This window comes from Elstera sp., assembly GCF_044372965.1.
Taxonomy (GTDB): domain Bacteria; phylum Pseudomonadota; class Alphaproteobacteria; order Elsterales; family Elsteraceae; genus Elstera.
In genome coordinates this window covers 21577-38040 of sequence record NZ_JBILQX010000016.1, presented here as the reverse complement: position 1 = coordinate 38040, position 16464 = coordinate 21577, and the positions used below count along the sequence as shown (strand labels likewise).

The window sequence follows — 16464 nt, the reverse complement described above, 5'->3', positions numbered from 1 at the left end:
GCGCTCGAGAAACTGGAGCAAAAGCTTGCCGATGCGTCTTTTTACTCAAAAGATCCAAAAGGATTCGCCGAAGCAACGGTAAAGTTAGAAACGTTACGCTCTGAGCTTGCAACCCTCGAAGATCGCTGGTTAGAGTTAGAAATGATGGCAGAAACCCTCGCCCAAGCCCGCTCTTAACGTAATTTTTCTAATTCTTTATCATTTTCTTAATTTCGAAAGTGGTTTTATTCTTAACAAAACCTTAATTCAGGATTTATGCTTAAATTATTTTGAACTCTTGCGGTAGCCTTTCGGACACGCTACCCTAGTTTGGTAATTTTTCCTGCCTTCTGGACGCGGCCACGTGAAATCTGCCGTTACCCCTGCTCGTTCTAGCACCAGTGTAACGGCATCCGCTCCGATTGAGGGGGCGTCTTCGCGTCCCGCCACCATTTCAGACGCTAAACTGAGCCGATTGCGCGAAGATCGTGCGCGGCTTTTAGCCTTTTCCTTCTCCCGCGCCGAACTTTTGTTAGAAGTCGATGCGGGGATGAAGATCACCTATTGTTTTGGCGCAAGCTATTCGTTAACCGGCCTGTCCACCGATGAGCTCGTTGGCTGCCCGCTCGCAAATCTTCTCGCGGAGGCCAGCCGGGGACTGATTAAAGAAGTTCAGGTGGCTCTTGCCAATGGCCTGCGCTTGCGCCCGCAATCGCTGTTCATGAATGTGCAAGGCGGGCGGCTATCGGCGGGGTCGGTCGCGGGCTTCCCGCTGCCCGAGCGCCAAGATCGGTTTTACCTGTCGTTTGCGAACCGCATGGATGTGGATGAGGACGGTTTGCCGCGCGCTCTGGAGCGCCTGGAGGAAGGGCCAAACCAGCGCGACCGATCGACCGGTCTGCTCACCCAGGATGCTTTTACCGAAATCGCCACCCGCCGCCTGAAATACGCGAAAGACCATCCGGATCAAGAACCCCTCCGCCTGACCATGGTAGACTTGCAGGGGGTGACGGATTTGGGCGCGCGGCTGGATGCGACTGAACAGGCCGCCTTTCAGCGTGCGTTGGGGGCCTTGCTCTCCAGCCAAAGCCAGGGCGGTGATAGTGCGGTGCGGCTGAGTGACGATAAATACGGCGTTTTGCACGAAGCGTCGGTTGATGCGCGCGATATTAAGGCGCAGGTCGAAGCGCTGGCACGGCAACTCGACCCGGAGGGCCAGGGCGTCGAAGTCACGGCCAGCGAACTTAAAATCGATATTACTGATATTAATGTGATCGACGCCAGCCGCGCGCTGATTTATGCGGTCACGAAGTTTACGGAGACGCAAAAAGGTGACTTTACCGTTACCAATTTGAATGAAAGCCTGGGCGCGTTGATGAAGGATACGGTCGCGCGCGTGACCTCTATTCGCGATATTCTCGCCTCCCATGGTTTCAATCTGGTGTTTCATCCGATTGTCGATTTGAAGACGCGGCGCATTCATCATCAGGAGGCATTGTCGCGCCTGCCCGATGGCTCCTCCCCCTTCGAAACCGTCACCTTCGCCGAACAAGTTGGGATGGTGACGGAACTCGATATGTCCATCTGCCGCCAAGTGTTGAAGCAGTTGGATGCGGAGCCGGAGGCTTACGATATTGCGGTGAATATTTCGGGCGGGTCGCTCGAATCGGAACTCTTCGTCAATGATTTCGAAGAATTGCTACGCCGTTACCCTAAGCTGCGCCGCCGCCTGCTCATCGAAGTGACCGAATCGGCGACGATTGGCGATTTGGAGCGGGTTGGCCGGATTATCGATAAGCTGCGCGCGTTGGAATATCGCGTTTGCATCGATGATTTTGGTGCCGGGGCGGCAGCCCTGCATTACCTGCGCGCCTTTAAGGTCGACGTGGTGAAGCTCGACGGCGTGTATGTGAAAAACATCCAGAGCAACGACCGCGACCGCATGTTCGTCCGCGCCATTCTCTCGCTGTGCAAAGAACTCGGCATCGAAACCACGGCGGAAATGATCGAGACCGAGGCCCAGGCCGCGATTCTCACCTCGCTCGGCGTGACCCACGGTCAGGGCTACCTGTTCTACAAGCCGAACGGCCGGATTTTCAAACGCCCGGCCTATTCCCCCATCCCCGACCAATGGGCCCCCGCCCTCTCCCGCCCACGCCCGCGCCGGAGCGTGTGGGAGTAGGCTCTAAGCCTCCAACAGCCCCGGCCCGCGCCGTACCGGGCGGATCGCCTCGGCCAAACCGTTCGCCCCCAGCGTGACCAGCGCGCCGCAGATCGTGCCCTCGCCCTCCGCCGGGGTCAGGCGGTCGCCGGGGAGTTTGCGGACGAAGCGGGCCACCGCCGGATCGGCTTTCATGCCGATGACGCTGTTATAGTCGCCGCACATGCCCGCGTCGGTCTGATAGGCCGTGCCCTTGGGCAGCAGCCGCCCGTCGGCGCTGGGAACATGGGTGTGAGTGCCGACGACGAAAGACACGCGCCCATCGAGGTAGTGCCCCAGCGCCATTTTCTCGGAACTCGCTTCGGCGTGCACGTCAATCAAAATGCCATCGACCGAGCCGCCGAGCCGGTATTTCGACAGTTCCGCATCAAGGGTGCGGAAAGGATCGTCCAGCGGGTCCATGAACAGGCGGCCCATGACATTCACCACCAGCAGCTTTTTGCCGCCTTTGGTATAGAGCCCCGCACCGCGCCCCGGCGTTCCCGGTGGATAATTGATCGGGCGGACAATCCGGCCTTCGGCATCGATCTGCGTGAGCAGCGTGCGCTGGTCCCACGAGTGATTGCCTAAGGTGAGGCAATCGATCCCCGCCGCGAACAACTCGTTGGCGATCTCAAGCGTCAGCCCAAAGCCGCCCGCCGCATTTTCGGCATTCACCACGATAAAATCGGGAGAAAGCTCAGTCTTCAGTCCCGGAAGATGCTTTACCAGCGCATCCCGGCCCGACCGGCCCACAATATCGCCAAAAAACAGCACCCGCATCGGCCTCTACTCCTCCGCCGACGCCCTCCGCAACTGAGTTTCTAAGACTCTTGCGGAAAATGTCGGCACCCTCGTTCGGTTACGATAACCGATAAAGGTTTGTCATAGGGGCCAATCGGCAAAAGGGAAAGGGGGTCGTCGGGGTCGGGCGGGCAGGCCTGCCCTGAAAAAGCAATGCCGACCGCCAAAGCACCAGGGCGCGCCGCCAAGGTCCGATCATAAAAACCGCCCCCTTGGCCTAAACGCTGACCCGCGCGGTCGAAGGCGAGCAGAGGCACCAAAATAACATCAGGATCACACAGGGGCGCTTCCGGGCCGGGCTCCGTACTGAAGACGGCATGAACGAGGGTGTCGCTCGGATGCCAGCGGCGGAACAGCAGCGGCTTGTTCATATCCTCAACGACCGGCAAGGCCAGCGTCCAACCGCGCAACAACAGCCGTTCGAGCGCCGGACGCGGGTCTAACTCCATCCCCTGCGGCCAATAGCCCGAGATGCACCCTGGCGGATAGCTGCTCAAAAAGCTTTCGAGATGGGAGGCAAGCGCCAAGGCCGAGCCGGGCTCTGCCCGCGCCGCCAGTTTGCGCCGCACGCGCGCTTGCCGCCGATGCCAAGCTTTGCGCGTTTCCAGCGGGGCCGCATGCCAAGCCGACGATCCCGGCGACAGCGTTGCCGGATCAAGACCACGGGCATGGGCTGGCAAAGGCGAGAAGGCCACAGCACGACTCCGGCAAGCAATGGGAGCAATCTTAACGGGATATTAAAATAGCTCTGCCGGAAAGAAAAGAATTTTAAGCAAACGCTGGGCAGATACCGCATGCGCGAAAAGCGCCGGTAAACTTCCCTAAACGGAAAGGGGCGAAGCGTTGGAAAAACGTGGTAGCCGCCTTGGCCGTTGGCGCAGAATCCTCTGTGGCCTGCGCAAGCAGGTGGGCACCGTGTACCTAGACCAGGATCTAGACAGGGACAGTTCCCGAAGGATCGTCATTGGCCCCAGGGAAATATTGGCCTGACGCACCAGGCAGCTACCGAAATCACCTTAGGCGTGTTCCAAGGAACCCGCAAGCTGCTCAATCCGATCGGCCAATGCGTGCAGTGCATCGGCGGCCCGCTCGTCCAGCCCTTGTAATCGCTGTTGCGAGGCCCGGTTTTCGTCGAGTTCGTCAGCCAGAAGCAGCGCTGCTACCAAAAGGAGTTGAGCCTCCCCCACTTGGCCGAAGCTGCGCACGAGCCCGGCGATGCGATTATCGACCTCGCCCGCCAACGCCCGCAGCCGCTCTTCTTCCCCCGGCCCGCAGGCAACGCGGTAGGTTCGGCCATTCACGACGATATCGAGATCGGGCATCCCTGTGTTTCCCCCGTCGGTGCGCGCGTCGCTCATGGTTTAAGTCGCCAGCAGGCCGCGAAGCCGACCGATGGTCTGCTCCAGCCGTTCGGCCGCTTGGCGGTTCGCCAACACCAGCGCCGCATTCTGTTCTTCCGCCGCGCGCAGGGCCGAGGCAACCCGCGACACTTCTGCCGGGTCCACGGGGGGACGCGCCTGAATGGCCCCTTCAAGGCGGGCCAAAGCGGCTTCCACCCTGTTTACAGCCTGCGCGTATCGACTATCTGTCATCACCATAGCCCCTCTTCCCTAACCTACTCGCACACGCGGGACAATCATATTAAGGCATAACCTCGGGTAACAAGCGCATTCCAAGGATTATCCCCGTTACAAATCTTGCGTCAGAAGGATATTGACGCGCTTTCGTGGGTTGCTATGGTCCCGCCGATTTAGGTTTTGACCCAAGCCTGCCCCACGGCCCTTGTACCCGCGCCCCTTCGAACGGAAAAACGATCATGACCAATAGCTTACCGCCCTTAGACGTTTCGCGCCAGAAGCAGATGGCGAATGCCATTCGCGCGCTGTCGATGGATGCGGTGGAAAAGGCCAAGTCGGGCCATCCGGGCATGCCGATGGGTATGGCCGATGTCGCCACCGTTCTGTTTACCCGGCACCTCAGCTTCGATGCCGCAACGCCCGATTGGCCGGACCGCGACCGCTTTATCCTGTCCGCCGGGCATGGCTCGATGCTGATGTATAGCCTGCTGCACCTCACCGGCTATGCCGATATGACGCTGGAAGAAATCAAGAATTTCCGCCAGTGGGGCGCACGCACGGCAGGGCACCCGGAATATGGTCACGCGGCGGGGATTGAAACCACCACCGGCCCCTTGGGTCAGGGCATCGCCAATTCGGTCGGCTTCGCGCTGGCCGAGCGGGTGCTGAACGCAAAATATGGCACCGATCTGGTCAATCACTATACCTACGTGATTGCGGGCGACGGCTGCCTGATGGAAGGCATTAGCCAGGAAGCGATTTCGCTGGCGGGGCATTTGAAGCTCAACCGCCTAATCGTGCTGTGGGACGATAACCGCATTTCCATCGACGGCCCCACCTCGCTTTCAACGTCGGAAGACCAAGCCCTGCGCTTCCAGGCTGCGGGCTGGCAGGTGCTAAGCTGTGACGGGCATGATGCCGCTGCCGTCGATGCCGCGCTGACCGCCGCCAAGAAAAGCGACAAGCCGGTTATTATCGCCTGCCGCACCACCATCGGCTATGGCGCGCCGAAGAAGGCGGGTACGTCCGGCTCGCACGGCTCGCCCCTGGGCGCGGAAGAAATCGCAGGCGCCCGCGCCGCGCTCGATTGGCCGCATGCGCCCTTCGAGATTCCGGCGGATATTCTGGCCGACTGGCGCGCCGCCGGAAGCCGGGGCCAGGCCGCTTTCACTGCCTGGACCGACCGGCTGAATAAGGCCGATGGCCACCTGCGCGCCGCCTTCGAACAGGCCATCAGCGGCGAGCTTCCCAGCAATTTCGCGGCGACCTTTGCCGCCGCCAAGGCCCAACTGGTCGCCGACGCCCCGAGCCTTGCCACCCGCCAAGCCTCGCAAAAGGCGCTGGAAGTGCTGGCCCCGGTCGTGCCGACCTTCCTCGGCGGCTCTGCCGATCTCACCGGCTCGAACCTGACCAAGATTAAGGCCGATACCGCCCTTTCCGCCGAAAACTACGGCGGCTCTTACGTTTATTACGGGATCCGCGAACACGGCATGGCCGCCGCCATGAACGGCCTCGCCCTGCACGGCGGCATCATTCCCTTCGGCGGCACCTTCCTGGTGTTCACCGACTATTGCCGCCCCGCCATCCGCCTATCGGCGCTGATGAACCAGAAGGTCATCTACGTGATGACCCATGATTCCATCGGGCTTGGCGAAGACGGGCCGACCCATCAGCCGGTCGAACATATGGCAGCCCTGCGTTGCATTCCGAACCTGAAGGTCTTCCGCCCCGCCGATGCGGTGGAAACGCTGGAAGCCTGGGCGCTCGCCGTCAGCCTGCCCGGCCCCTCCGTGCTCGCTCTCTCGCGCCAAGCCGTCCCGGCCCTGCGCAAGGATGCCGACGCGCAAAACCTCACCGCGCGCGGCGCTTACGTGCTGAGCCCGGCCCAGGGGGAGCGTAAAGCGACGATCCTCGCCACCGGCACGGAAGTCTCGCTGACGGTCAAAGCCCAGGAAAGTCTCGCCGCCGCCGGAATCCCGGTTGCCGTCGTCTCGATGCCGTCTTGGGAACTCTTCGCCCAGCAGGACGCCGCCTATCGCGCCGAAGTGCTCGGCACCGCGCCCCGTATCGCCATTGAAGCCGCCAGCGGTTTCGGTTGGGAGCGGTTTACGGGCGATAGCGGCTTGTTCATCGGCATGCAAGGCTTCGGTGCCTCGGCCCCGGCGGAACGGCTTTATGCCGAATTCGGCATTACCGCCGACGCCGTGGTTGCAGCCGTGAAGGCGCGCGTGTAATTTCGCTACAGAAAACACGAAAAGCCGCCCCTTTCGGCGGTTTGAATGGAGGAAAATCTCATGGCTATTCGCGTTGCGATTAATGGCTTCGGTCGTATCGGTCGTTTGGTGCTGCGGGCTTTGGCCGAATCGGGCCGGGATGATCTGATTGTCGTCGGCATCAACGACCTCGGCGATGTGAAGGCGAACGCCCACATGCTGAAGTATGATTCCGTCCATGGCCGCTTCCCGTTCGATGTGACGACCGGCGACGATTGGATGGACTACGGCAAGGGCAAGATCAAAGTCACCGCCGAACGCGACCCGGCAAAGCTGCCGTGGAAAGACTTGAACGTCGATATCGCCTTCGAATGCACGGGTATCTTCACCAAGCGCGAAGCCGCCGCGAAGCATCTCGAAGCCGGGGCCAAGCGCGTGCTGGTGTCTGCGCCTGCCGATGGGGTCGATCTGACCGTCGTGTTTGGCGTGAACGACGACAAGCTGACCAAAGATCACCTCGTTGTCTCGAACGCCTCCTGCACCACCAACTGCCTGGCACCCGTGGCCTATGTGCTGAATGAAACCGTGGGCCTGGAGCGTGGCTTCATGACCACCATCCACGCCTATACCGGCGATCAAAACACGGTCGATACCCTGCACAAGGACCTGCGCCGCGCCCGCGCCGCCGCCCTGTCGATGATCCCGACCTCGACCGGGGCCGCCCGCGCCATCGGCCTCGTGTTGCCGGAACTGAAAGGCAAGCTGGACGGTACCTCCATCCGCGTGCCGACGCCGAATGTGTCGTTGATCGACCTCACCATCGTCACCAAGAAGCCGACGACGGTCGATGAAATCAACGCCGCGATGCTCGCAGCCTCCACCGGTAAGCTCAAGGGCGTGCTCGGCACCACGACGGAAGAGTTGGTGTCGTCGGACTTCAACCATAATCCGGCAAGCTCGACCTTTGACCTCACGCAGACGCAAGTGATCGACGGCACCTTCGTGCGCGTGCTGTCCTGGTACGATAACGAATGGGGTTTTTCGAACCGCATGCTCGATACCGCGACGGCGATGGGCAAGCTGATCTAGGCTCGGCGTATACTGTGAGTTGAAGCCCGCCCCTTTCGTTCCAACGGAAGGGGCGGTTTTCTTTGAGGGAGAGATAAAATGACGGCACCGGATTTCACCTGGCCACCCGTGGTGACGGTTTACGATCTCGAGCAAGCCCGACAGGCCGCAACGCAGGCCGAAGCCCTCGGTGTGGGCTTAACGCTCCTCTCTGCTGATAGCGCTGCCGATCAGGTGGGCGTCGCCTGGATGGCTACCCTCGGCCGCACGATCCGCGACGAGTTTCCCACCCTCACCCTCTACATAATTCTTGATTGCGGTGCAGCAGGCGGGCGGGCCATGGCGGCCCTCCGCGCCGATGTTGACGCGATTGTCTTTACGGGGGGGGCGCGCAGCAGCCTGTCGCTCGCCGATCAAGCCGACGATCTCGGCAAGGGGCTTTTGGCCGAACGCCCCGCTGCGCTGGACTTCCTTACCTTGCCCGCTGACCCTAACCGCGCGTCCGCAGCCCTGTCAGACTGGTTAAGGGGTGAGGGCAACAAAAATTCACTTTAGGCGAGAGCTGCACGCTAAAATCACACTAAAATATAATAAAATTTTTGATAACGAATTATTGTAAAATTTGATGTAGGTTTGTTCCTTCAAATGGAGGGGACTATGGTTTCGAACCTGACCGTTACGGCCTTACAGCGCGCGCAGCAAACGCTCGACCGCGCGCTAACGCGACTCGGCACTGGGCAGATCGAAACCAGCAGCACCGTTAACCGCAACATCACTCAAACAAAAGCCGATCTTACGCGCGCGATTGCAGCGCAGCAGGCGAAGGTCGATAGCGCCTCCCAGCAGCAAGCAAAATTTACTGTTCAAGCCAATGCCTATGGTGAAGCTCAGGCGCGCTACCTTACGGGCGCAAACATTATTCAAAGCAGCATCCGCGACGATTCCAGCGTGCGCGAACGCCTTAGCGCCGTCTCCGACGCTCAGAAGCTCTATGACTCCATTGATCCACTGTATGGCAATAACCTGTACCAGGGGGCGCAAGTCGCGTTTCGTGATCAGGAATATGGCCTGTCTGCCCCCACAGGCATCGGGCAGGATGATGAAGTAAGCCCGTATGACCGGGTGTTTTTTGCAGCGAATGACGGTGTTGGCGGCTTCGAGTTGTGGAGCACTCTTGGCACGCCTGGAAGCGAAATCGCCGTTGGTGATATCGAGGTCGGCCCGGCGGGTCAGTTCAGTGGCGGTGTCCAACCGAAATGGGCGGCCGCAAATGGCCTGCTTTACTATACGGCAACGACGGCGGCAAATGGCACCGAACTCTGGCGCTCTGATGGCACCAAAGAGGGTACGTTCCTTCTGTCAGATTTAACGCCGGGGGCCGGTAGCAGCACGATCAGCAATTTGACCCAGTTCAAAGGGTCGCTCTATTTCACCTTGTGCGAAGGCTCAAACCATTACTTGTATAAAAGCAATGGACGCGCTTCGGATACGGTCCGTATCGGCCAAATCGCCACCGGAGCCGCACCAAAATCTTTCACGGTTGCCGGAGACTCTCTATATTATGTCTCACAGACACCGAGCAATGGAGTTGAATTACGCCGCACCGATGGCACCTTATCAGGGTCAGATTTAGTTACCGATATTCGAACTGGCCCAGGCTCTTCTTTTCCGGAGTATTTAAAGGCCTCGGGGGACAAAGTCTTCTTTTCGGCTATTGGCGATACTGGCGGTCGGGAGCTCTATGTTGCCGACACAAACGGTGCCCGCCGCGTGGCCGACATTAACCCTGGAAATTTTGATGGACTCCCGATCACGCCCGTGATGTTTATGCAGGCCGTTGATGGTGGAGTCGTGTTTACGGCGCAAGATCCAAGCGCGGGCGTTGAGCTTTACTACAGCAACGGTACCGGCGTGACCCGCCTGACCGATCTTAACCCTGGACCGACCGATACCCCCTTCGGCGGTCTCAGTCGCGTTGCAGCCCTTGGCAATAAAGTTGCTTTTGCAGCCACCACGGCCGACGGCTTCTATACACCCTACCTAACCGATCTTGCAGGGAATGTTCAGCGCATTTTCAGCGATGACGGGGACGCGCTCACCTTCTCCTCCAAGTTCACGGCGGCCGGGGATTATGTGTACTTCATCGCAGCCGAAGCCGGGTCCGCTGGTAGCCGCCTTTACCGGGTCGATACCGCGACGGCAACGGCAACCGCGATTGCCGGAACGCAAGATCTGCCGCTGACCAATCAAATCGTCATCTGCCGCTGACCAATCAAATCGTCTTTGGCGACCAGGTTGTCGCAACCGCTACAAAATCCGGGATTGATCGGACCTTCCTGTATGGACCGGATGGTCTCTACGAAGTACCGGGATTGGTCTCCCAAGGCTTTGCCGTTCTCGTACCTGGGATCACCACGGAGAAGCTTGCCCAAAGCGCACAAACGCTAAAGCAAGCCGCCCTCGACGTAGGCGCAGCGCGTCAAGCCGCACTGCTGTCGGCTGAGAGCGCCGATATTATCGGAAAATTCTATCGCGGGACGACCGCTATTGCCGAGGATGCTAAAGAGCGTTTGACCGCCGTAAACTCTGAGGAAGAGTTGCAAACGGCTCGGCAAGCGGCCGAACTTATCCAAACCGGCACGGCCTCGGTCAGCTACGAAGCACAGGCAGGGAGCCTTTTGGCCGGTGCCCTTCAACAGGTCGGCCTTACAGCGAAAGCCGAGGCCGAGGATCTACAGGCCCGAAAAGAGGCAAAACTTGACGAGGCCCGTCGCCAACAGCGAACAAAGCTTCTGCGCGGTGAGATTTCCACATCGATTGGGAAGCCGAGTACCGTGGGCCTGACGACCCTCGGCCTCGATGTGACGAGCTCCCGGGACATCCTACCGCCAATTACCCCGGCGTATCGCCCGGTAATCACACCCTATTCCCTGGCGCCGAGCGCCTCGGCCTAAGCCGACACTAACGAGCCCGGCGGTTTAAGACCGGGCCCTCCCCCTTAAAAGTCGAGATCGGCATAATGCCGGGGCGGCGGCATGCCCGGAATATGATCCGCCAGCAAAGGCCGGAAACTGGGGCGTGATTTAACCCGCGCGTACCATTCTTTCGCCCCTGGGTGCTCGTCCCAGGGGACATCACCAATATAATCGACACAAGAGAGATGCGCTGCGGCCGTAATATCGGCTAAACTAAACTCGGCACCAGCCAAATAACTACGCCGATCAGCAAGATAAGCGATGTAATCTAGGTGATAGTGGATATTGGCATAGCCCGCCTTAATGGCCTGACTATTGGGGTGCCCGAGCCCCGTAAGCCGCTTCGAAATTTTTTCGTCCACAAGGTTTTGCGTGACCTCCCGGTTGAATTTCACATCGAACCAACCGATCAACCGCCGAATTTCGGCGCGCTCTAACGCTGTCTGCCCCAGCAATGGCCGGTCAGCAAAACTCTCCTCGAGATATTCGGCAATCGCCGTAGCGTCACACAGCGGATAGGCCCCCGGCTCCAGCAGCAGAACGGGAACATCTCCCGCCGGGTTCAACGCCAAAAATTCGGGCCGTCGCTCCCAGGTTTTTTCGATCTGCAGGTCGAAATCCAGGTTTTTTTCTTTCAGCATCAGCCGAATTTTGCGTGAACCCGGCGATACCCATTGGTGAAACAGCAACATCATGGCTTTTGCTTATACAGTTAGATGCGGCGCTTGCCAAAGGTGAAACGCATCACACGCAGTTTCGGAAAAACTAATTAAAATATTAACTTTCATATGATACAAAGCGCGCCTTCGCAAATTCGGTGAGACACGATGACGCACAGTTTCACACTAACGCCGCCCCCCACCCCCGAAACCGCCCCGGCCTATGTGAAGGCGCTCGCCGAGCGCGCGGGAAGCTTGGGGACGCAGGCCGCCGATATGGCGGGGCGCAGCGACGATATTGCCGAGCAGGTTCATACCCAGGCCGATGCGCTGGCGCGCATGCGCGATCAGGTCCATGGCATGGCCGATAGTAATCGCCAAATCCTGACCGACGCGGGAACGGCGGAAACAATCATTCAAACCACGCACCACCGGATGACCCAGGCGCAAAATGCCATTAAGGCCGCGCTGGAAGATGTTCTGAACCTCACCGATGGTATTAGCCGGATCGAACAACGCCTGCCCGGTCTCGAACTCTCGCTGGGCCAGGTCGCGCGGGTATCGGCCGATATCGAGCGGATTGCCCGGCAAACCAACCTGCTGGCCCTAAATGCCACGATTGAAGCGGCGCGCGCGGGCGAAGCTGGGCGCGGTTTTGCCGTGGTCGCCGGGGAAGTCAAAACCCTCTCCCGTCAAACCGCCGAAGCGGTGATCGAGATCCAGCAGACGCTCGCCGATCTCACCGGACAAATTCGCGATTTGATTTCGGAGAGCGGCGAGGCCTCCGGGCGCGCCGCCGCCGCCCGTGCGGGCAGTGGCCAAATCGGCGGGGCGGTACGCGATATCGACGAAGCCTGCACCAATATCGAGCAGACCGAAGCGACCGTGGGTAAAATCGCCGCCCATTCGCGCCAGAATCAAACCGCCTGCGACACGCTGGTAACGGGCATTACCGACCTGTCCCGCGCGGGCGATGCCATGCGCAGCAGCATCGTCGAAGTCACTCACGGCACTCAAAGCGTCTTGAAGCTCTCGGAAGATTTGATCGAGCTTACCGCCGAAGCGGGCGTGGACACCGTCGACACGCCCTATATTCGGGCCGCGCAGAAGATCGCCACCGAGATTGCTGAGCGATTTGCAGCGGGCATTACGGCGGGCAAAGTCAGCCTTGATGCGCTGATGGACGAAGCCTATCAGCCGATGCCCGGCACCAACCCGGCGAAATATACGACCCGCGCCATGAGCTTCTACGAGGCGAGCCTAGCGGATATTCTGGAGGCGGGCGCGCAGCTTACACCCAAAACCATCCTGTGCGTTGCGACCGACCGCAAGGGCTATCTGCCCGTGCATAATCGCCGCTTCTCCCAGCCCCATCGCGCCGATGACGCCGAGTGGAACGGCCAAAACTCCCGCCACCGCATTATGATGACCGACCGCACCGCCCAAGCGGGGCTTGCGTCGACCAAGCCCTTCTTGGTGCAAACCTATCGCCGCCGCTTGGGCAGCAAGGTCGAGCTTCTCAAAGATGTTTCGGTGCCGGTTTTTATCCAAGGTCGGCGCTGGGGCGTGCTGCGCATCTGCTACACGCCCTAACAAGACCCTCGCTAAGGCCGGATCCAGCCGGACTGCACCGCCACCACGGCGGCTTGCACGCGGCTGACCACATCGAGCTTCCGCATAACGTTTTCCACGTGGAAATTCACCGTGCGCTCGGAAATCCCCAGCATTTCGGCAATTTCCGAGGAGGATTTACCGCGCGCCACCCAGGTAAGGGTTTCGATTTCCCGGTCGGTCAACTCGTGGCTACCGGCGGCGACCGGCGCGGGCGCGGCGCGGCTGAGGCGGCGTTTAACGATCTCGATGAGAATATCGAAATCGATCGGCTTGGTGACGTAATCATCCGCGCCCAAACGGCGGCCCCGCAACGCATTGTCGCGATCCGTCAGCGCCGTCAAAAAGATGAACGGCGGCACATTCGGCACCAGCGCGCCGTATTTTTCTAAAAGGTCGAACCCGGAGAGGCGCGGCAGCATCACGTCGCACAGAATAAGATCGGGCCGGAACGAGAGCGCTTCGGTGAGACCTTCGGCCCCATCGATTGCCGCGCGCACGTCATAGCCCGCCTCTTCCAACTCTTCCACCAACAGGGCGCGGGTGTCGGGATCGTCTTCAATGCATAAAAGTCGGGCGGTCATGGGGAGGGTCCTTCCAGTAGGGCGGTCGTCGGGGAGAGGGGGAGGCGCAGGGTAACGCGCGTCCCCTCGTTCAATCGGCTGTCGATGCTCATATCGCCATGATGAATGGCCATAATCTGATCGACGATATAAAGACCAACGCCGCTGCCAACCGTGGCGCGCGCGTTGGAGGCCCGAAAGAAGCGCGTGCGGATTTGCGCGCGCTCGGCCTCGGGAATACCAATCCCCTGATCTTCCACCGCAATCCGCGCCCACTCGCCGTCGCTATGGGCCGTTACGGATACGGTGGTTGCGCGATCGGAGTATTTCAAAGCATTGCCCAGCAGATTGCTGATGGCTTGATCGAACAAAGCCGGGTCGAGCCTAACGGGCTGGGGAAACGGCGCGCAGGTCAACAAAATGGCGCGATGCGGATTCTCATCGCGCACCCGACCAATAATATCGCGTAAGACCACGCCCAGCGGGTGCGACTCCAAATGAACCTCGGTGCGTTCCTGCTCCCATTGCGCCGCGCGGGTCACGCTCTCCACCACTTCCGTCAGACGGCGCACGGCCGCCCTGATCCGCCCGGCGCGCTCGGCAATATCGGCGGGGCTCATCTGATCGGCTTGGCGCTCCAGCCTGCGGGCGTGCCCGTCGATACCCGTCAAAGGCGTGCGGATTTCGTGGCTCGCCATCGTAATGAAATTGCGCTGCTGGTTCAGCAAATCGCGCTCGCGGTGCAAGGTTTCATCCAGCGCCGCCGCCTGCTCCCGGAAGACATTAATGGCGCGGGCAATCGCCCCGATTTCATCCCGCCGGCCGATATGCGGCACGGCGAGATCGATCTCCCGCCGGGCGATCCGGGTGAGCACGCCGACCAGTTGAATGAGCGGCGACGAAATGGTGCGATTGACCATCGCCATGGCCAACACCGCAAGCCCAACGACGCCGACGATGATGACGACAAAGCGCATCGAGGTATCGTCGTACACCGAATTGGCTTGGTCGCGGCTGGCTTCGGCGGCTTCGATATCGGCGGCGGTTAGCGCATCGAGCAGGTCACTGGCGCGCGCATAGGCTTGCTGATTTTCGGTACGATAAAGCTGCCGGGCCACCTGCCGATCCAGCGAGGGGGCTTGCGACATCAACCGCGTGGCGATTTCGCGGTACGCCGCCCAGGCGATGACGAATTGATCGAAGGCCAGCGCCTCTTTCGCATCGCTCTCTTCCAACTGCGCTACCCGGTATTGGGCGATGTTTCCGGCAATCTCCCCGCCCAAGCGCGCCATGAGCACGGCTTGCACCGCCCGCTCCTCGTCGTCGGTCGCGGCCAGAAAATCACCTTCCGCCAAGCGAAAATCACTCAAATGATCGTTGAGCGCCGCCAGCATCCGCAGTTTCGGCAGCCACACTTCGCGCACTTCCTGCGCCGGATCATTCACCGCCCGCAACGCGCCCATACCAATCACCCCGAGCAACGCGGGCACGGCAATGAAAGCCAGAAACAACAGAGCAAATTTTGACCGCAACGAGGTGAACACGATAGGCTCCAGTTCCCCTAAGGGCGAATACCTTAACCAGTTTTGGGGTGGAAGGGCATCCCGTGAGGTTTGCCATGCGGGACTATTCTAAGGCCGCCGCCCGATGCACGGCAGAAAACCGCGCGGCTCCGTTTACAGACGCAGGACAGCCTGATAGTGTCCGCCCACTTCGACAGGGGCGGGTATCGCCGCGCCCTGCGGGTAGGTGTTTTCTTCTGGCGTGTTTTCTTTGGGTGGGGCCTGGGATGAAGATTCTGAGTGGCAACAGCAATCGCGCGTTGACCGAGGCGATTTGTGCCTACCTCAACCTGCCGTTGACCCGGGCCGCGGTGAAGCGCTTCTCCGACATGGAGATTTTCGTGGAAATTCACGAAAACATCCGGGGGGAAGACGTCTTCGTCATCCAATCCACCTCCTACCCGGCCAATGATCATCTGATGGAACTGCTGGTGATGATGGACGCGCTGAAGCGCAGTTCCGCCCGCCGCATTACCGCCGTCGTGCCCTATTTTGGCTATGCCCGGCAGGACCGCAAATCCGGCCCGCGCACGCCGATTTCCGCAAAGCTGGTCGCCAATTTGATGACCACGGCGGGCGCCGACCGCGTGCTGACCATCGATCTGCACGCGGGCCAAATCCAAGGCTTTTTCGATATTCCGACCGATAACCTCTACGCCGCGCCGGTGTTTGTGAAGGATATTCAGGATCGGTTCCAAGATACCGGCGATATCACCATCGTCTCGCCCGATGTCGGCGGCGTGGTGCGGGCGCGCGCCATTGCCCAGCGCATCGATAGCGACCTTGCGATTATCGATAAGCGCCGCGAGCGCGCGGGCGTGTCGGAAGTCATGAACATCATCGGCGATGTGCGCGGCAAGCGCTGCCTGCTGATCGATGATATCGTCGATAGCGCGGGCACCTTGTGCAATGCCGCTGAAGCCTTGATGAAGGCGGGAGCGACCTCTGTTTCGGCCTATGTCACCCACGGCGTTCTCTCGGGCCAAGCCGTGCAGCGCGTGACCAATTCGCCACTGCAAGAGTTGGTGACGACCGACACGATTACCGCGACCGATGCCGTGAAGGCCGCCCATAATATCCGCCAAGTCACGATGGCCCCGTTGATGGCCGAAGCCATTCGGCGCGTATCGGAAGAAAAGTCGGTCTCCAGCCTGTTCTATTAAGAGCGGCGGCGAGCCCAAAAGTTTCTGTTCTGGTTAGACACCCCTGGAGGTCTAACCGGGCTGAAAGGCGGCAGGATGGTCCTGTCGTCG

16 protein-coding genes and 1 other RNA gene are annotated in these 16464 nt (G+C 60.1%); 9 read left to right on the top strand and 8 right to left on the bottom strand.

The window, feature by feature from the left end:
* The first annotated feature begins 12 nt into the window (after nt 1–12).
* Together ACIQ36_RS04235 and ACIQ36_RS04230 are read left to right on the top strand one after the other, a co-directional pair.
* Complete coding sequence (locus ACIQ36_RS04235) at nt 13–177, top strand: ABC transporter C-terminal domain-containing protein (RefSeq protein ID WP_395826242.1); 165 nt, start codon at nt 13–15, stop codon at nt 175–177.
* A gap of 277 nt (nt 178–454) precedes the next feature.
* Nucleotides 455–2161 carry an EAL domain-containing protein gene (locus tag ACIQ36_RS04230; protein WP_395826238.1) on the top strand — a complete coding sequence of 569 codons (1707 nt, stop codon included), beginning with the start codon at nt 455–457 and terminating at the stop codon, nt 2159–2161.
* A 3-nt stretch (nt 2162–2164) separates the two neighbouring features.
* Here ACIQ36_RS04230 and ACIQ36_RS04225 read toward each other — a convergent pair whose 3' ends face one another.
* The 5 genes from ACIQ36_RS04225 to ACIQ36_RS04205 form a co-directional block, all read right to left on the bottom strand.
* Complete coding sequence (locus ACIQ36_RS04225; RefSeq protein ID WP_395826236.1) at nt 2165–2962, bottom strand: YmdB family metallophosphoesterase; 798 nt, start codon at nt 2960–2962, stop codon at nt 2165–2167.
* 41 nt (nt 2963–3003) lie between these two features.
* Entirely contained in the window at nt 3004–3678 is a 675-nt protein-coding gene (locus ACIQ36_RS04220; protein ID WP_395826234.1) for a 5-formyltetrahydrofolate cyclo-ligase, read from the bottom strand.
* Nucleotides 3679–3836: 158 nt separating this feature from the next.
* Nucleotides 3837–3991, bottom strand: a non-coding RNA gene (gene ssrS / locus ACIQ36_RS04215) — 6S RNA.
* An 8-nt stretch (nt 3992–3999) separates the two neighbouring features.
* Nucleotides 4000–4341, bottom strand: a complete 342-nt coding sequence (locus ACIQ36_RS04210; RefSeq protein WP_395826232.1) for a cell division protein ZapA — start codon at nt 4339–4341, stop codon at nt 4000–4002.
* A gap of 3 nt (nt 4342–4344) precedes the next feature.
* Nucleotides 4345–4581: a hypothetical protein gene (locus tag ACIQ36_RS04205; RefSeq protein WP_395826230.1), complete on the bottom strand. Its 237-nt coding sequence runs from the start codon at nt 4579–4581 to the stop codon at nt 4345–4347.
* A 218-nt stretch (nt 4582–4799) separates the two neighbouring features.
* On the opposite strand from ACIQ36_RS04205, the gene tkt reads away from it, so the two are divergent.
* From tkt to ACIQ36_RS04180, 5 genes are all read left to right on the top strand, one after another.
* Entirely contained in the window at nt 4800–6794 is a 1995-nt protein-coding gene (tkt, locus tag ACIQ36_RS04200; RefSeq protein WP_395826228.1) for a transketolase, read from the top strand.
* Nucleotides 6795–6854: 60 nt separating this feature from the next.
* Nucleotides 6855–7862: a type I glyceraldehyde-3-phosphate dehydrogenase gene (gene gap, locus ACIQ36_RS04195; RefSeq protein ID WP_395826226.1), complete on the top strand. Its 1008-nt coding sequence runs from the start codon at nt 6855–6857 to the stop codon at nt 7860–7862.
* 78 nt (nt 7863–7940) lie between these two features.
* Complete coding sequence (locus tag ACIQ36_RS04190; RefSeq protein WP_395826224.1) at nt 7941–8396, top strand: hypothetical protein; 456 nt, start codon at nt 7941–7943, stop codon at nt 8394–8396.
* A 102-nt stretch (nt 8397–8498) separates the two neighbouring features.
* Nucleotides 8499–10109, top strand: a complete 1611-nt coding sequence (locus ACIQ36_RS04185; protein WP_395826223.1) for an ELWxxDGT repeat protein — start codon at nt 8499–8501, stop codon at nt 10107–10109.
* A 104-nt stretch (nt 10110–10213) separates the two neighbouring features.
* Nucleotides 10214–10795 carry a hypothetical protein gene (locus ACIQ36_RS04180; RefSeq protein ID WP_395826221.1) on the top strand — a complete coding sequence of 194 codons (582 nt, stop codon included), beginning with the start codon at nt 10214–10216 and terminating at the stop codon, nt 10793–10795.
* Nucleotides 10796–10839: 44 nt separating this feature from the next.
* Here the strand turns inward: ACIQ36_RS04180 and ACIQ36_RS04175 are convergent, their stop codons facing one another.
* Nucleotides 10840–11511 carry a glutathione S-transferase family protein gene (locus ACIQ36_RS04175; protein WP_395826219.1) on the bottom strand — a complete coding sequence of 224 codons (672 nt, stop codon included), beginning with the start codon at nt 11509–11511 and terminating at the stop codon, nt 10840–10842.
* A gap of 132 nt (nt 11512–11643) precedes the next feature.
* Here ACIQ36_RS04175 and ACIQ36_RS04170 point away from each other — a divergent pair, with 132 nt between their 5' ends.
* Nucleotides 11644–13068 carry a methyl-accepting chemotaxis protein gene (locus ACIQ36_RS04170; RefSeq protein WP_395826217.1) on the top strand — a complete coding sequence of 475 codons (1425 nt, stop codon included), beginning with the start codon at nt 11644–11646 and terminating at the stop codon, nt 13066–13068.
* A gap of 11 nt (nt 13069–13079) precedes the next feature.
* Here ACIQ36_RS04170 and ACIQ36_RS04165 read toward each other — a convergent pair whose 3' ends face one another.
* Both ACIQ36_RS04165 and ACIQ36_RS04160 read right to left on the bottom strand, forming a co-directional pair.
* Nucleotides 13080–13670, bottom strand: coding sequence for a response regulator transcription factor (locus ACIQ36_RS04165; RefSeq protein WP_395826215.1), 591 nt, complete (start codon nt 13668–13670; stop codon nt 13080–13082).
* Nucleotides 13667–15193 carry an ATP-binding protein gene (locus ACIQ36_RS04160; protein WP_395826213.1) on the bottom strand — a complete coding sequence of 509 codons (1527 nt, stop codon included), beginning with the start codon at nt 15191–15193 and terminating at the stop codon, nt 13667–13669. The genes ACIQ36_RS04165 and ACIQ36_RS04160 overlap by 4 nt, the downstream gene beginning before the upstream one ends.
* Before the next feature lie 245 nt (nt 15194–15438).
* Between ACIQ36_RS04160 and ACIQ36_RS04155 the strand changes: the two genes are divergently transcribed.
* A complete protein-coding gene (locus ACIQ36_RS04155) occupies nt 15439–16374 on the top strand; it encodes a ribose-phosphate pyrophosphokinase (protein ID WP_395826211.1) in 936 nt (311 codons plus the stop codon).
* The last annotated feature ends 90 nt before the right edge of the window (nt 16375–16464 follow it).

What these genes read in the sequence shown, in the direction of transcription:
- ACIQ36_RS04190 (WP_395826224.1), top strand. Translation starts at nt 7,941, where the DNA reads ATGACGGCACCGGATTTCACCTGGCCACCCGTGGTGACGGTTTACGAT.
- ACIQ36_RS04165 (WP_395826215.1), bottom strand. Translation starts at nt 13,670, where the DNA reads ATGACCGCCCGACTTTTATGCATTGAAGACGATCCCGACACCCGCGCC.
- ACIQ36_RS04210 (WP_395826232.1), bottom strand. Translation starts at nt 4,341, where the DNA reads ATGAGCGACGCGCGCACCGACGGGGGAAACACAGGGATGCCCGATCTC.
- ACIQ36_RS04175 (WP_395826219.1), bottom strand. Translation starts at nt 11,511, where the DNA reads ATGATGTTGCTGTTTCACCAATGGGTATCGCCGGGTTCACGCAAAATT.
- gap (WP_395826226.1), top strand. Translation starts at nt 6,855, where the DNA reads ATGGCTATTCGCGTTGCGATTAATGGCTTCGGTCGTATCGGTCGTTTG.
- ACIQ36_RS04225 (WP_395826236.1), bottom strand. Translation starts at nt 2,962, where the DNA reads ATGCGGGTGCTGTTTTTTGGCGATATTGTGGGCCGGTCGGGCCGGGAT.
- ACIQ36_RS04185 (WP_395826223.1), top strand. Translation starts at nt 8,499, where the DNA reads ATGGTTTCGAACCTGACCGTTACGGCCTTACAGCGCGCGCAGCAAACG.
- ACIQ36_RS04205 (WP_395826230.1), bottom strand. Translation starts at nt 4,581, where the DNA reads ATGGTGATGACAGATAGTCGATACGCGCAGGCTGTAAACAGGGTGGAA.
- ACIQ36_RS04155 (WP_395826211.1), top strand. Translation starts at nt 15,439, where the DNA reads ATGAAGATTCTGAGTGGCAACAGCAATCGCGCGTTGACCGAGGCGATT.
- tkt (WP_395826228.1), top strand. Translation starts at nt 4,800, where the DNA reads ATGACCAATAGCTTACCGCCCTTAGACGTTTCGCGCCAGAAGCAGATG.
- ACIQ36_RS04170 (WP_395826217.1), top strand. Translation starts at nt 11,644, where the DNA reads ATGACGCACAGTTTCACACTAACGCCGCCCCCCACCCCCGAAACCGCC.